Consider the following 14,472-nt stretch of genomic DNA (forward strand, 5'->3'; position numbering starts at 1 on the left):
CGGGGAATCTCAGAGCGCTCTGAAATCCGGTGGATAGCTTCCCGGCCATGGCTCACGACTATCTGATCATCGGAGCGGGGCCCGCGGGGCTGCAGCTCGCCGCCCTTCTGGAGCGTGACGGTGCGGACTACGTCGTCCTGGAGCGCGGCAGCGGTCCGGGCGCGTTCTTCACCCGCTTCCCCCGCCACCGCCAACTGATCTCGACCAACAAGGTGCACACCGGGTACGAGGATCCGGAGCTGCGGCTGCGGATGGACTGGAACTCCCTGCTGAGCGACGATCCGGAACTGCTGTTCACCCGCTACAGCCGGCGCTACTTCCCGCCGGCCGACGACATGGTGCGCTATCTCGCGGACTTCGCCGCCCGGACCGGGGCGCGCGTCCGGTACGACACCGCGGTGGAGAAGGTCTCCCGCGACGCCGGGGGCTTCACCGTCACCGGCCGCGGCGGACAGGAGTGGCGGGCGCGGCGGGTGATCGTCGCCACCGGCGTGCCGCTGCCGCACCTGCCGTCCGTCCCCGGCATCGAACTGGCCGAACGCTACGACACGTTCGATCCCGCTCCGGAGTCCTTCACCGGTCAGCGGGTGCTCATCATCGGGCGGGGCAACTCCGCCTTCGAGACGGCCGACTCGCTGATGGAAACGGCGGCGGTCATCCATGTCGTCGGCTCCGGGTCGCTGCGGCTGGCCTGGCAGTCGCACTACGTCGGCCACCTGCGGGCGGTGAACAACAACTTCCTGGACAGCTACCAGCTGAAGTCGCAGAACGCGCTCCTCGACGGCCGGGTGCTCGCCGTCCGGCGCGAGCCGGACGGCTATCACGTGCCGGTCGCCTTCGAGCGGGTCGACGAAGTGGTGAAGGACCTCCGCTACGACCGGGTGATCGTCGCGACCGGTTTCCGCTTCGACCCCTCGATCTTCGACGGCACCTGTGTGCCGGACCGGATCGTCGACGGCCGTTTCCCGGCCGTGACGGCCGCCGACGAATCGGTCAACGTGCCCGGCCTGTACTTCGCCGGGACGCTGACGCAGGGCCGTGACTTCCGCAAGGCCACGACCGGCTTCATCCACGGGTTCCGCTACTCGGTCCGCGCCCTGTACCGCGTGCTGCGGCAGCGCCACGACGGAGTGCCGTGGCCGGTGACGGAACTGGGGGACGCCACGGAGCGGGCCGTCGACGCGGTGATCACCCGCGTCAACCGGTCCTCCGCGCTGTGGCAGCAGTTCGGCGTCCTCGGCGACCTGCTGCTGCTCGCCCCGGACGGGTCGATGGCCTACGCCGAGGAGGTGCCGGTCGGCCATGTTCCCGAAGCGGTGGACGCCGGGGACTTCGGCCCGGTCGACGCCCACGCGGTGATCACCCTGGAGTACGGGGCGGACCACGACCGGGTGGATCCCTTCGACGTCTCCGCGGGCCGCAAGTCCCAGCAGGACGTGGCCGGCCTGGACGGCCGCTATCTGCATCCGGTCGTCCGCTGGTACCGGCACGGCGCGTTCACCGCCGAGCACCACCTCACGGAGAACCTGGAGAACGAGTGGGACAGCGAGGAGTTCCACCGCGCCCCGCTGGCCGCTTTCCTCGACGCGCAGCGGAGCCCGGCCGGCGACGTCGGCGCCCCGGTGGCACCGTGACGCTCCCCGGGCCCGCGCTCCGCGGGACTGCCCTCCCCGGGACTGCCCTGCGCGCACTGCACGAGACGGCGCGCAAGACGCTCGATCCGGTCCGCTACGACTACGTGGCGGGCGGCGCGGGCGAGGAACGCGTCCTCGCCGACAACGAGCGGGCGTTCGACCGGTACGCGCTGCTGCCCAGGGTGCTGCGCGGCAGCGGGACACGCGACACCTCCGCCGCACTGCCGGGCGCCCCGCGGACGGCACCGGTTCTCGTCGCACCGACCGCCTTCCACCGGCTGGTGCACCGGGACGGCGAGCGGGCCACGGCGCGTGCCGCCGCGGCCGAGGGCGCCGTCCTGGTGACGGGCACGGCCGCGACCACCGCGGTGCGCGACGTGGTCGCGGCGGCCCGGGAAGCGGCCCCCGACCCGGCGGTGTGGTTCCAGCTGTATCCGCACCCCCGCCGGGAGGTCACCGCCGCACTGGTCCGGCGCGCCGAGGACGCGGGCTGCACGGCCCTGGTGGTCACCGTCGACTCGCCGGTGTTCGGCCGGCACACCAGGGACCTGCGCAACGGCTTCACCGACCTGCCGCCCGGATACGCCGCGGAGAACATGCGCGGGCTGCCCGGCACCGGGCCGGACGCGCTCACCGACATCCCCATGTCCCCGGCGGCCCGCTGGCCCGACCTCACCGAGACCCTGCGCGGCACCTCGCTCCCCGTACTGCTCAAGGGAGTCCTGCACCCGGACGACGCCCGGCTGGCCGTCGAGCACGGCGCCGCCGGGGTGATCGTCTCCAACCACGGGGGCCGCCAGTGCGACGCGGTCCCCGCGGCCCTCGACTGCCTGCCCGCGGTCGCCGGTGCGGTCGCGGGCCGGGTGCCGGTCCTGCTCGACGGCGGGGTGCGCCGGGGCAGCGACGTCGCCGTGGCGCTCGCCCTGGGCGCGGCCGCCGCCGGTGTGGGACGCCCGGTGGTGTGGGGCCTGGCCGCCGAGGGGGAGACCGGGGTGCGGCGGGTCCTGGCGGCGTTGCGCGAGGAGTACGACCACACGCTCGCCCTCTGCGGCGGGCGCCGGAACGCCGATCTGACGGCCGACATGGTCGTCCGGAAGGGTGGGACGTGGTGAAAAGCCGGCCGGAGACGGCCACCTGGTGGCTGCCGCGCGGCGTGGTGGCGCTGCGCGTGCGCATCTTCGAGAAGGTCAACGGCGACCGGGCGGTGACCCTGCCGAGCGCCGAACACGGACCGGAGGTGTTCGAGCGGGTCTACGCCCACCCGGCCGCGAACGGCCGCAGCGAGGGCGCGGGCCTGTCCGACCTGTTCTGGTACTGGCTGGCGCCGGGCCCGGAGGTGCACCAGGAGCACCTGGAGCCCGGCGAGCGCTACGAGGACGTGGCCGCGGCGACCCGCCGCATCGTCGCGGGCAGCTCGGCCGGCCTCACGGCGGCGGCCGTTCGCGCCGTCGCCGGTGTGCTCGACACGCTGCCGGACTCCCGGATCAGCCTGGTACGGCTGCGGGACCTGGTGATGCCGGCGTGGGCGGCGTTCGCGTACGAGCTGGTCTTCCGGGAGCCGTGTCCGCCGCACGCCAGGGACCTGATCACGGCGCACGCCGACGACGTGATCACCGCCCTGAAGTGCACCGGGTTGCGGCACCCGCGGCGGCGGGCCCGGCTGACGGCCTATCTGCACGAGCGGGTCGCGGCCGGCGACGTACCGCACCGGCTGCCTGAGTCCCTGTCGCTGCCGGAGCAGGTGCACTACCTGCAGGGCACCTTCTTCAACACCGCGGTCGTACAGCTGTCCGAGGCGACCGCGCACGTCCTGCTCGCCCTCGCCCGCCACCCGGAAGTGCAGCACCGCCTGGCGTCGGCCCCCGAGGACGACCGGTACCTCAACCGGGTGCTCGACGAGACCATGCGGCTGTACCCGCTGTTCGGCATCGCCCACCGCATCACCACCGGCGCGATCCCGCTCGGCGACGGCGGCAGCGACGGCGAGGGCGACGCGACCGTGCTGCCGGCAGGCTCCGTGGTGTGCTTCAGCTACCCCGGCTACCACGCCACCGGGTACGAACGGCCCGAGGTGTTCGACCCCGACCGCTGGGCCGCGCCGGCCGCCAAGGACGCCCACCACATCCCGTACGGCGTGGCGGCGAACCGGCCCTGCCCGGCCTGGCGGCTGTCGCCGATCGCGCTGCGCGCCGCGGTCCGCGAGGTACTGGGCCGGTTCCGGCTGGACTCCACGGCCTCGCACACCCGCTCCAGTCCGCACCGGGCGCCGTGCCTGCTGATCCCGCGCGGCCTGCCCCCCGCGCCGCGCCGCCTGCGCGCGCTGCGGAGGTTCGTCCGGCTGCGGGACGGGGTGGAGGACGTCACCCGGGGCGTGCGCCAGCTGGTGCTCGGCACGGTCATGGTGCTGCACGCCCGCCGGCTGCGTCCGGCGGCACGCCACTTCGAGGACCAGCGGGCCGGGCGCTGCCCGGTCCCCCACCCGGAAAGAGGAAACGGATGACACCCACGGAGCCCGGCCCCGCGTTGTTCCCCGGGGCCGTGGTGGTCCCGGTGGTCCGCCGGGGTGTGAACGGGCGGCCGCGACCGGACGGGCGGCCGCCCGTCGTCGGCGAGCTGCCCGCGGGCGCGGCGCCGGACCTGTCGGTGGCGGGCCCGTCGGTGGCGGGCCTGTCGGTGGCGGACCCGTCGGTGGCGGACCCGTCGGTGGCGGACCCATCGGTGGCGGACCCGTCGGCGGTGGGGACTTGACCGTTCCCGCGCGGCCGGCCGCGCTGATACCCCGGCCCCTGATGTTCTGGACCGGTGTCGCCCTGACCTGCGCCGGCGTCGCCCAGCACCTGTGGATGTTCGTCGAGTCGGCGTCCATGGGCTTCCACATGGCCATGATGGGCACGTCCGGGGTGATGTGGGCCGCCATGGCCGCCATCGTCGTGGGCGTCGTGATCTCCGGGTTCGCGGTCGTGCAGCCTCCCGGGGCGGGTCCCGCGGCCGCTCCCGCTCCGGCAGCCCGGACGGCCACGGCGCACCGGCACCGCCTCATCGCCATTCTGAGCTTCGCGCTGATGGTCGACCAGATGAAGCCCGCCACTCTGGCGTTCATCCAGCCCGGCATGCGCACCGAGTTCCATCTCGGCGCCGCCGAGGTCGCGTGGCTGCCCACGGTGGCACTGAGCGGCACGGTCGTGGGCTCACTGGTCGGGGGCCGCGCCGCGGACCACATCGGCCGCAGGGCCACGATCCTCATCGCGTCCCTGCTCTTCCTCGGTACGACCGTGTGCGGAGCCATGCCCACTTTCGGCGGCATCCTCGTGATGTGCGCCCTGATGGGAATGGCCGCCGGAGGCATGCTGCCCGTCGTCTACGCCCTGATGACCGAGAGCCTGCCGCCCGGCCGGCGCGCCGCCATCATGGTGCTCCAGGCCGGCCTGACCACCACGGGCGGCTACATGGCGGCCGCCGGACTGGCCGCGGTGCTCGTCCCGCTGACCGGGTGGCGCGTCCTGTGGTTCGCCCAGCTTCCGCTGGTCCTGGTCCTGATCGCGCTGAACCGCTGGATCCCGGAATCGGCCGCCTTCACGGCCCTGCGCTCACAAGCCGGGCGCGTCCCCGCCGCCACCCTGTTCCAACGCCCCCAGGCGGCCAAGACGCTGGTCGTCAGCGGCTACGCACTGGCGTGGGGCCTCGTCTACTGGGGCTTCATCACCTTCCTGCCCAGCCAGCTGGAGTCCTCCGGCCGGGGCGGCATGTCCGCCGCCACCCTGCTGTTCGTCTCGTCCCTGTTGTCCATCCCCACCTGCGTGGTGGCCGCCTGGCTCTACATGCGCTGGTCGGCGCGGGGCACCATGGTCCTCTACGCGGGCCTCACCGTCGCGGCGCTGCTCGCTCTGGCCGCCGTCGGGACGGACGGCAGCCGGCCCGTGCTCCTGACCGCCGTGATGCTGCTGTTCGCCGGCACGGCCGGGGTGATCGCACTCATCGGCCCCTACACGGCCGAGATCTACCCCCTGGCCATCCGGGGGACCGCCGGCGGCTGGGCCGCGGCGGTCGGCAAATCCGGCGGGGCCTTCGGGCCGCCCCTCATCGCACTGGTCCTCTCCGCGCCGGGAGGCATGCGCACCGCCGCGGTGTTCGTCGCGCTCCCCATGGCCGTCGCGGGGGTCGCCGTCGCCGTCCGGGGCAGCAACCCGCGGGCCGCTGCCGGGCATCCCGGAAACACCGCCCGGCTGAACGCCGAACTCGACGATCTGGTGCGCGGCGAAGCCGTTCCCGCCGAGAAGACCACCACGGCAACGCCCGCACCGGGCACGGAGGACACGGCATGAGCGGCGGCGTCAACGGCGCGTCACTCGCCACCGGTTCCGCGGCCGGGTCGGACACGGTCGCGCTGCCCGTCGCGGCCGACAGCCACTGAAGGGACCGGTGCCACCCCGCGGGCCCGGGATGGCACCGGTCCCCCGGCGCGCGATCCGCTAGCCGCCTGCGGCGAGGCGCCGTTTGTCGGGCTTCCCGGCGGGGGTCAGCGGCACCTCGTCGAGCAGCGTGAGGCGGGTCGGGGCGCAGGCCTCCCCCAGTTCCGCCGCCGCCAGGGCCCGCAGCTCGGCGAGTTCCGGGGTGTGCCCCTCCGTGGGCACCACGAACGCGTGGACGGCCTCGCCCGTGCTGTCGTCGGGGACGGCGACGACATACGCCTCGGCCACCGACGGATGGCCGGCGAGCAGCCGCTCGACGGGGCCCGTGTAGTGCACGTTGGCGTTCACGATGACGACGTCACGGGTCCGGCCGGTGAGCCACAGCCGTCCCGAGCCGTCGAGGCGGCCGAGATCGCGGGTGCGCACCCAGCCGTCGGTGAACACCTCGGCGGTGAGCTGCGGTTCCCGCCAGTAGCCGCAGCTCTGCGCCGGGGTCCGGACGAACAGCTCGCCGTCCGTGCCGGGCGGCACCGGACGGCCGGAGGCGTCCCGGACCTCCAGTTCGACGGGCGGCACCCCGAGGGAACCGGGCGGGTCCTCCGGGGTGGCCATGGAGATCATGCCGGTCTCGGTCTGTCCGTAGCCGTGGAAGACGACCGGGCCGAGCACTTCGGCGGCCTCCCGGAAGCGCCCCGGCTCCAGCGGCGACCCGGAGACCATGAGCGCGCGCAGACCGCCGAGGTCCGCGGGCGACTCGCGCACGCTCGCCACCAGCTTCACCAGCCGGGCCACCGGCATGACGCACGCGGTCGCCCGGTGCCGCACGAGGGCGTCGGGGAAGACCGGCGGGTCCGCCGTGACGAGGGTGCCGCCGGCGGCGAGGGCCAGCAGCCCGTACTCCATCATCACCTGGCTGGCCAGCGTGCCGGACACCAGGAAGCGGTCCAGGCGTCCGGCGAGTTCGCGGACGGCGGGCGGCCAGGCGTCCGGCCGGTGCGCCCAGCCCGCGGTCATCGCCGCGTAGGTCTGGGCGCATGCCTTGGGGACTCCGGTGCTGCCACTGGTGTGGATGAGGCGGGCGACGTCCTCCGGGCGGGCGGTGACGCGCGGCCGGGTGCCGTCGTCCGGCGCCGACAGCAGGTCGTCCAGCGCGAGGACACGCCCGGCCCGGCGGCCCCCCGTACCGCCGGGCGGGGCGGTGGAAATGGCACCGGGCCTGTCGGTGACCGTGATCCGGACGTCCCGCAGCAGGTGGTCCCGCTGGCGTTCGGTCAGCCCCGGCCGCACGCCGACGACGCGGGCCCCGGTGACATGGGCGGCGACGACGGCGGCGAACGCCTCCGGGCCGGCCCCCAGCAGCAGGGCGACGCCGTCGCCGGGTCCGGCGCCGTGCTGCCGCAGGCCGTTCGCCGCGCGCCGCACCGTGCCGAGCAGTCCGGCTCCCGTGACGGTCCGGCCGGCGTGCTCGAACACCGGGCGGCCGCCGGCCGCTTCGAGGATGTCCAGCACGCCGCCGGGAAACTGCTCAGCCAAGGCACTCCTTCACGAACGCGGTGAGCGGCTGCCGGTGGACCCCGGGGATGTCCCAGTCGTTCTCCAGGTTCTCCGCCAGATGGTGGGTGCCGGCGAGCACACCGTCCCGGTAGTGGCGGACGACGGGATGGAGATACGTGGCGTCCATGGCGTGGTCGACGTCGTTCTCGACGACGCGCGGCACGCTGACGTCGAACGGGTCGGCGTGGTCGTGCCCGGGTCCGTACTCCAGATCGGTGACGAACCGGTGCGGGCAGGGCCCGAGGCCGCCGTCGGTGACGTAGTCGAGCGGCACCTCCTCCTGGTACAGGGCCCGGTGGCCGTCTACGCCGACCACGTCGCCGAGGAACCCGAAACCCTGCCAGAGGCCCGAGGAGCGGTTGACCCGCTCGATGACGGCGTCGGCGATCGACCCGGGATCGGCGGTGAGCTGCCGGGCGGGCCAGGGCGTGCCGTCGTGGCGGGAGCCGAGGATGCGGTGCAGGGCGCGCGCTCCGTAGCGGTAGCCGTGGATGAAACCGTTGGTGGACTTCTTGAAGTCCCGCTGCTGCGTCAGCGTGCCGGCGAAGTAGAGGCCCGGTACGTTGACCGACTCGAAGGCGGAGGTCTGCTCGGGGAACCGGTCGTCGATGACGAGCGCGGGGCGGCAGGTCTCGTCGAAGACGGACGCGTCGAAGCGGAAGCCGGCGCACAGGATGACGCGGTCGTAGCGCAGTTCGCGGAGCCGCTCCGTGGTCCGGGCGTAGCGGAACATCACCCGGAAGCCGCCGCCCTCCCCGGCCTTCTCCACGCTCTCCACGGTGCCGTCGAGAACGGCGTTCTGCGACTTGAGCTGGTAGCTGTCGAGGAAGTTGTTGTTGACGGCGCGCAGATGCCCGACGAAGTGGGTCTGCCAGGCGAATTTCACCGAGTGCGGGCCGGCGACGTGGATGACCGCGGCCTTCTCCATGAGGGCGTCGGCGGTCTCGAACGCGGAGTTCCCCTTGCCGATGACCAGCACCCGCTGGTCGGTGAAGGACGCCGGGTCGGTGTCGAAGGTGTCGTACCGCTCGGCGAGTTCGATGCCGGGGATCGGCGGCTCGTTGAGCCGGGAGACGCCGGTCGCCACGATCAGCCGCCGGGCGCGCCACGTGCGTCCGGCGGCGTCGAGGACGGTGAAGGCGTCGTCCTCGCGGGAGATGCGGACGGCCTCCGTGTCGTACTCGGCGCGGACACCGGTGCGCTCCGCGAACTCGGCCAGATAGCGCACCAGGTCGTCGGCCTGCGGGAAGTAGCGTTCGGTGCGGCGGGTGAAGGTCAGCTCCGGTACGTCGCTGAGCAGGGAGTTCCAGTCCATCCGGAGGTTGAGTTCCGGATCGGTGCAACCGGTGTGCACCTTGTTGATCGATATCAGCTGCCGATGCCGGGGAAAGCGGGTGAAGAACGTCCCCGGTCCGCTCCCCCGTTCCAGGACGACGTAGTCGCGCCCGTCGCGCTCCAGCAGAGCGGCAAGTTGTAGTCCGGCCGGTCCGGCCCCGATGACGATGTAGTCACGCACCATGGGCCGGACGCTAGCGGCGCAAACTCAGAGGGCTCTGAGATTGCCGGCCGGGCTCACTCCGGTCGGGCGGGGACGGTTGGGGCGGCGGCTTCGGCGAACTCGGCGTCGTCGCACGCCCCCTTGCCGTCCGCGCCGCCGAGCCGGGGCGGGGCGGGGCGGGCCCGGCGACCGCCCCGGCACCGGGCTCCTCCTGGCCCGGACCGATCCCCCCGGACTCCTCCTGGCCCGGACCGGCCCCGGCCCGGAACCGGCCCGGGGCTTCCCGCCCGGCCCCGCGGGCTACAGTTGCGCCGTGAGTATGAAAGGCGCCGCTTTCGTCCGCGCACGTCAGCCCGCGCAGAAGCAGCAGCGGTACCGCGCCATCCTGGACGCCGCCCGTGAGCTGGCCGAGCGGGACGGGGTCGGCGAGGTGTCCCTGGGGGACATCGCCGGCCGGGTCGGCATGCACAAGTCGGCGCTGCTGAAGTACTTCGGCACCCGCGAGGAGATCTTCCTGCGGCTGGCCGAGGAGGAGTGGCAGGTCTGGGCCCCCCGGGTGGTGGAGCGGCTGGACGCGCTGCGGGAGCCGGACGGCGCCGGGCGGCTCGGCGAGGACCTGGTGGCGGAGACGGTCGTGGACTCGATCGCCGAGCGGCCCCTGCTGTGCCAGCTGCTGGCCTACGCGCCCCTCATCCTGGAGCGCAACGTCTCGCTCGACGCCGCGCGCAGCTTCAAGAAGGCCACCTGGCGGGCGATCGACGACGTGGCCGACGCTCTGCACCGGGTGCTGCGGACGGTGAGCCGGGACGACTGCGCCGAACTGCTGACGGCGGGCGGCATCGCGGCGGCCGGGCTGTGGCAGGCGGCCCACCCGCCGCCCGTGCTCGTGCGGCTCTACGGCGAACGGCCCCTGCCCGGCCGGGCCGACCGTTTCTGTGCCGTCGATTTCAGCGCGGCCCTGCGCCGGTTCCTCCAGGTGCATCTCACCGGGCTGCGGCACCGTCACGGTGCGCCGGAGTCCGGCGGGGACCCGCTCGGCTGACGAGCCGTCCGGCTCGCTCCCCGTCCTCCCGGGCAAGAACACGAAACCATAGGGCAACACCGTTCTCTTTTTATGAGAACGGTGTTCTCCTATCTCCGTGGGCGAATCCACACCCCCCAGATCGGAGACCTCGTGGCCGTCATTGACCTGCACGTGAACGGGACACCGCACCGGGTCGGGCTCGATCCGCGGACGAGCCTGCTCGACGCGCTGCGCGAACAACTCGGCCTGACCGGCACCAAGAAGGGCTGCAACCAAGGCGCCTGCGGGGCGTGCACCGTACTCGCCGACGGCGAGCGCATCGTGGCCTGTCTGGCGCTGGCCGTGCAGTACGACGGCCGCCGGATCACCACCATCGAGGGCATCGGCACACCGGAGGAACCGCACCCGCTCCAGCGGGCGTTCGTGCGCTTCGACGGATTCCAGTGCGGCTACTGCACCTCCGGGCAGATCTGCTCCGCGCTCGGCATGCTGGCCGAACACCGCGCGGGCGCACCGAGCGCGGCCACCCCGCGCCACGCGGCCGCCGGCCCGCGGATCGCACTGTCCGACCCCGAGATCAAGGAGCGGATGAGCGGCAACCTCTGCCGCTGCGGCGCCTACGAGGGCATCGCCGACGCGATCCGGGACGCCGCCGCGGCCACCGGGACGGCCGGGGCCGCGGACGCGTCCGAGGCGGTGCTGTGATGCGGCCGTTCACCTATGTGCGCCCGCCCGACGTCGACGCGAGCCTGCGCGCGATCGCGGAGCGGCCCGGTGCCCGGTTCCTCGGCGGCGGCACCAACCTCGTGGACCTGATGCGCCAGGACGTCGAGCGCCCCGCGGCGCTCATCGACATCTTCGGGCTCCCCCTGGACACCGTCGAGGAACTGCCCGGAGGCGGCCTGCGGATCGGCGCGCTCGTCCGCAACAGCCGCCTCGCGGTGCACCCGCTGGTCCGCGAACGGTGGCCGGTGCTGTCGCAGGCACTGCTCGCGGGCGCGTCCGGGCAGGTCCGCAACATGGCCACGGTCGGCGGCAACCTGCTGCAGCGCACCCGCTGCCTGTACTTCACCGACCACACCGCCGGGTGCAACAAGCGGGAGCCGGGCACCGGCTGCGACGCGATCGGCGGATTCCACCGCAACGCCGCGGTACTCGGCGCCGGTGAGCACTGTGTCGCGACACACCCCTCCGACATGGCCGTCGCGCTCGTCGCGCTGGACGCCGTCGCCGACGTACGGAGCGTGCGCGGCAGCCGCCGGATCCCGCTCGCCGAGCTGCACCGGCTGCCCGGCGAGACCCCGCAGCGGGACACGGTGCTGGCGGCGGACGAGCTGATCACCGCGGTGGAGCTGCCGCCGTCCGCGGTCGCCGCCGCCTCCGCGTACCGCAAGGTGCGGGACCGGGCCTCCTTCGCGTTCGCGCTGGTCTCGGTCGCCGCGGCGATCGAGGTCACCGACGGGGTCGTCAGCGGCGTCCGGATCGCGCTCGGCGGTGTCGCACCGAAGCCGTGGCGGGCCCGGGAGGCGGAACGGGTGCTGACCGGCGCGCCCGCCGGTGAGGAGTCCTTCCGCGCGGCGGCCGCCGCCGAACTCGCGCCCGCCGTGGGCCTTCCGCAGAACACGTTCAAGATCGAGCTGGCGCGGCGCGCGGTCGTCGCGGCCCTGCGCGGGCTCACCGAGGGGAGTACGGCATGACACAGGCTCCGGAGACGAGGCGCCCCCGGCAGCGGCCGGCGGACGACGGGACGCAGACCGGCGCGGGGCCCGCCGTCGGCCGCCCGGTGGACCGGGTCGACGGCGCCGCCAAGACCTCCGGCGCCGTCCGCTACGCCGCCGAGCACCCGCACCCGCGGCTCGCCCACGGGACACTGGTCCACGCGACGATCGCCCGCGGCCGCATCACGGCCGTCGACACCGGCGCCGCCGAGGCCGCCGACGGGGTGATCGCCGTCCTCACCCACCTCAACGCCCCGCGGATGACGCCGCCCCGCCCGGTGAGCATGCTGGACCTCAGCACCCTGGTGCCCGGCACGTCCGTGAACTACCTGGGCACCGACGAGGTCGCGTGGAACGGCCAGCCCGTCGCCGTCGTCATCGCCGAGACCCTCGAGGCCGCGCAGGCCGCCGCTCGGCTCGTCGAGTTCCGTTACCGGGAAACCCCGGCCGTGACGGATTTCGCCGCCGCGCAGGACAGCGCCGAACCGCTGCCGAAGTCCTTCATCGCCCCCGGCGACGCCCGCAAGGGCGACGCGGAGGGCGCGCTCGCCACCGCCCCGGTCACGGTGGACCGGCGCTACACCACGCCCGCCCAGAACCACAACGCCATCGAGCCGCACGCCACCACGGCGGTGTGGGACGGCGACCGGCTGACGGTGCACGACAGTTCCCAGAGCCTGGACTGGACCCGGCGCCATCTCGCCCGGTGCTTCGGCGTGCCGCCGAGCGGGATTCGGGTGCTGGCCGAGCATGTCGGCGGCGGCTTCGGCGGCAAGGGCTCGGTGTGGGCCGGGACCCTGCTCACCGTCCTCGCGGCCCGGGCCACCGGGCGCGCGGTACGGATGGCGCTGACCCGCGAGAGCGTCTACCGCACCGTCGGCGGCCGCACCCCGACCGTCCAGCGCGTCGCCCTCGGAGCCGGCCGCGACGGGACGCTCACCACGCTCGTTCACACCGGCGTCTCCCGGACCGGCCGGGCGGGCGGCACCACGGAGCCCTTCAGCTCCCAGTCGCGGCACCTGTACGCGACCCCGAACCTGCTGGTCGGCCACAAGGCCGCCACCCTCGACGTCGTGCCCAACACGTTCATGCGGGCGCCGGGCGAGGCGGTCGGCAGCTTCGCCGTCGAGTCCGCGATGGACGAGCTGGCCGTGGAACTCGGCATGGACCCCGTCGAGCTGAGAATGCGCAACGAACCCGACCGCGACCCGCTCGGCGGAAAGCCCTTCTCCCGCCGCGACCTGCGCGGCGCCTACGCCCTGGGCGCGGAGCGGTTCGGCTGGGCGCGCCGCGACGCCGAGCCGCGCTCGATGCGCGACGGGCGCTTCCTCGTCGGCTGGGGCGTCGCCACCGCGTTCCACATGCCCGCCCGGTTCCCCGCGGACGTGTCCGTACGGCTGCGCTCGGACGGCAGCGTGCTGCTGCGCTGCGCCTTCCACGAAGTCGGGGTGGGCGCCTCCACCGCGCAGAGCCAGATCGTGGCGGACGCGCTCGGCGTACCGGTGTCGGCCGTCACCGTCGAGCACGGTGACACGGACTTCCGGACCGGGCCCATGGCCGGCGGATCGGGGCAGACCGCGAGCGTCGCCGCCGCGGTGCTGGCCGCCTGCGAGGACGTGAAGCGCTCCGTGCTCCGGCTCGCGCGCCGCGACGCCGCCTCTCCACTGCACCGGCACCGGTTCCGCGACGTACGGGCCGGCCGGGGCCGGCTCTTCCCGGCCGGCGCACCGGACGGCGGCGAGACGTACGCCGCGATCCTGACCCGGGCCGGCGTGCCCGAGGTCGAGGGCCGCACCGGTGCGGACTCACGGGCCGGGCGGGCCCTGGGGCAGGCCAGGTTCATGACCGGCATGCTGCGGGACCGCCGCCGCTGGGTGCGCGCCGCCACCGGTGCGCACTTCTGCGAGGTCCGCGTCGATTCCGACACCGGCGAGACGCGCGTGACGCGCTGGCTCGGCGTGTTCGACGTGGGCCGGGTCATCAACGCCAAGACCGCCCGCAGCCAGTTGCGCGGAGGCATCATCATGGGCATCGGCGCGGCACTGTCCGAGGAGACCCTGGTCGATCCCCGCACCGGCCGCGTCATGAACCCGGGCCTCGGCGAATACCAGATCCCCGTGCACGCCGACATCCCCCCGATCGGGATCGAGTACCTCGACGAACCCGACCCGACCACACCGCTCGGGCTCCTCGGTCTGGGCGAGGTCGGCATCACCGGCGTGGCGGCGGCCGTGGCCAACGCCGTTCACCACGCCACGGGCGTCCGGGTCCGGGACCTGCCGCTGACACCGGACCGGCTGCTCTGAGCAGCCCCCGGCCCGGCCCGTACGACGCCCCCCGTGCCCGGCCCCGGCCCCGCGTCCCCGGACGACGCGCCCCGGGACCGGCCGGAGCGTCGTCGGGCGCCGTCGGGCCGGGCGGTGTCAGCGCCTGAACGGTCCTGCTGCGAACGTGTGGCCGACGACAGGCGACCCGGAAGTCCCTGACCGTGCACCGGCTGCTGCCGAGCGGCAGCGCATGGGCATGCAGAAGCGTCGCCATGCTCCGCGCGCGAGATTCCCCGGCAGTTGGACGATACCGACGCGATCCTCTCCGGCTCGCCCACCTGCTGGAAAACGGTCCCCTGAGCCAACCA

11 protein-coding genes are annotated in these 14,472 nt (G+C 74.1%); 9 read left to right on the plus strand and 2 right to left on the minus strand.

What is annotated here, in order from left to right; genetic code table 11:
* Positions 1 to 47 precede the first annotated feature (47 nt).
* From GCU69_RS16495 to GCU69_RS16515, 5 genes are read left to right on the plus strand one after another with little or no spacing between them, the layout of a single operon-like run.
* Complete coding sequence (locus tag GCU69_RS16495) at positions 48 to 1,634, plus strand: NAD(P)-binding domain-containing protein (RefSeq protein WP_156206480.1); 1,587 nt, start codon at positions 48 to 50, stop codon at positions 1,632 to 1,634.
* Positions 1,631 to 2,746 carry an alpha-hydroxy acid oxidase gene (locus tag GCU69_RS16500; RefSeq protein ID WP_408055815.1) on the plus strand — a complete coding sequence of 372 codons (1,116 nt, stop codon included), beginning with the start codon at positions 1,631 to 1,633 and terminating at the stop codon, positions 2,744 to 2,746. Before GCU69_RS16495 ends, GCU69_RS16500 begins: the two co-directional genes overlap by 4 nt.
* Positions 2,740 to 4,134 (plus strand): cytochrome P450, encoded by a 1,395-nt coding sequence (locus tag GCU69_RS16505; protein ID WP_156206481.1) that lies wholly within the window; start codon positions 2,740 to 2,742, stop codon positions 4,132 to 4,134. Before GCU69_RS16500 ends, GCU69_RS16505 begins: the two co-directional genes overlap by 7 nt.
* Positions 4,131 to 4,382: a hypothetical protein gene (locus GCU69_RS16510; protein ID WP_156206482.1), complete on the plus strand. Its 252-nt coding sequence runs from the start codon at positions 4,131 to 4,133 to the stop codon at positions 4,380 to 4,382. The genes GCU69_RS16505 and GCU69_RS16510 overlap by 4 nt, the downstream gene beginning before the upstream one ends.
* Positions 4,379 to 5,956 carry an MFS transporter gene (locus GCU69_RS16515; protein WP_098750804.1) on the plus strand — a complete coding sequence of 526 codons (1,578 nt, stop codon included), beginning with the start codon at positions 4,379 to 4,381 and terminating at the stop codon, positions 5,954 to 5,956. The genes GCU69_RS16510 and GCU69_RS16515 overlap by 4 nt, the downstream gene beginning before the upstream one ends.
* 147 nt (positions 5,957 to 6,103) lie before the next feature.
* Here the strand turns inward: GCU69_RS16515 and GCU69_RS16520 are convergent, their stop codons facing one another.
* The gene (locus GCU69_RS16520; protein WP_156206483.1) at positions 6,104 to 7,576 is read right to left on the minus strand and encodes a class I adenylate-forming enzyme family protein; all 1,473 of its coding nucleotides are present in this window, start codon (positions 7,574 to 7,576) and stop codon (positions 6,104 to 6,106) included.
* Complete coding sequence (locus GCU69_RS16525) at positions 7,569 to 9,116, minus strand: NAD(P)-binding domain-containing protein (RefSeq protein WP_098750802.1); 1,548 nt, start codon at positions 9,114 to 9,116, stop codon at positions 7,569 to 7,571. Before GCU69_RS16525 ends, GCU69_RS16520 begins: the two co-directional genes overlap by 8 nt.
* Positions 9,117 to 9,414: 298 nt before the next feature.
* Between GCU69_RS16525 and GCU69_RS16530 the strand changes: the two genes are divergently transcribed.
* The 4 genes from GCU69_RS16530 (at position 9,415) to GCU69_RS16545 (ending at position 14,143) form a co-directional block, all read left to right on the plus strand.
* Positions 9,415 to 10,137, plus strand: coding sequence for a TetR/AcrR family transcriptional regulator (locus tag GCU69_RS16530; protein WP_098750801.1), 723 nt, complete (start codon positions 9,415 to 9,417; stop codon positions 10,135 to 10,137).
* Between the two features lie 132 nt (positions 10,138 to 10,269).
* The gene (locus tag GCU69_RS16535; protein ID WP_235978517.1) at positions 10,270 to 10,824 is read left to right on the plus strand and encodes a (2Fe-2S)-binding protein; all 555 of its coding nucleotides are present in this window, start codon (positions 10,270 to 10,272) and stop codon (positions 10,822 to 10,824) included.
* The gene (locus GCU69_RS16540) at positions 10,824 to 11,816 is read left to right on the plus strand and encodes an FAD binding domain-containing protein (protein WP_156206486.1); all 993 of its coding nucleotides are present in this window, start codon (positions 10,824 to 10,826) and stop codon (positions 11,814 to 11,816) included. Before GCU69_RS16535 ends, GCU69_RS16540 begins: the two co-directional genes overlap by 1 nt.
* Positions 11,813 to 14,143 carry a xanthine dehydrogenase family protein molybdopterin-binding subunit gene (locus GCU69_RS16545; RefSeq protein ID WP_156206487.1) on the plus strand — a complete coding sequence of 777 codons (2,331 nt, stop codon included), beginning with the start codon at positions 11,813 to 11,815 and terminating at the stop codon, positions 14,141 to 14,143. The genes GCU69_RS16540 and GCU69_RS16545 overlap by 4 nt, the downstream gene beginning before the upstream one ends.
* Positions 14,144 to 14,472: the final 329 nt, after the last annotated feature.

Source organism: Streptomyces lycii (assembly GCF_009735685.1).
Classification (GTDB): domain Bacteria; phylum Actinomycetota; class Actinomycetes; order Streptomycetales; family Streptomycetaceae; genus Streptomyces; species Streptomyces lycii.

Bases quoted from the DNA above. Each gene is read 5' to 3' on its own strand.
- GCU69_RS16525 (WP_098750802.1), bottom strand. From the start codon at position 9,116: ATGGTGCGTGACTACATCGTCATCGGGGCCGGACCGGCCGGACTACAA.
- GCU69_RS16510 (WP_156206482.1), top strand. From the start codon at position 4,131: ATGACACCCACGGAGCCCGGCCCCGCGTTGTTCCCCGGGGCCGTGGTG.
- GCU69_RS16495 (WP_156206480.1), top strand. From the start codon at position 48: ATGGCTCACGACTATCTGATCATCGGAGCGGGGCCCGCGGGGCTGCAG.
- GCU69_RS16545 (WP_156206487.1), top strand. From the start codon at position 11,813: ATGACACAGGCTCCGGAGACGAGGCGCCCCCGGCAGCGGCCGGCGGAC.
- GCU69_RS16540 (WP_156206486.1), top strand. From the start codon at position 10,824: ATGCGGCCGTTCACCTATGTGCGCCCGCCCGACGTCGACGCGAGCCTG.
- GCU69_RS16530 (WP_098750801.1), top strand. From the start codon at position 9,415: ATGAAAGGCGCCGCTTTCGTCCGCGCACGTCAGCCCGCGCAGAAGCAG.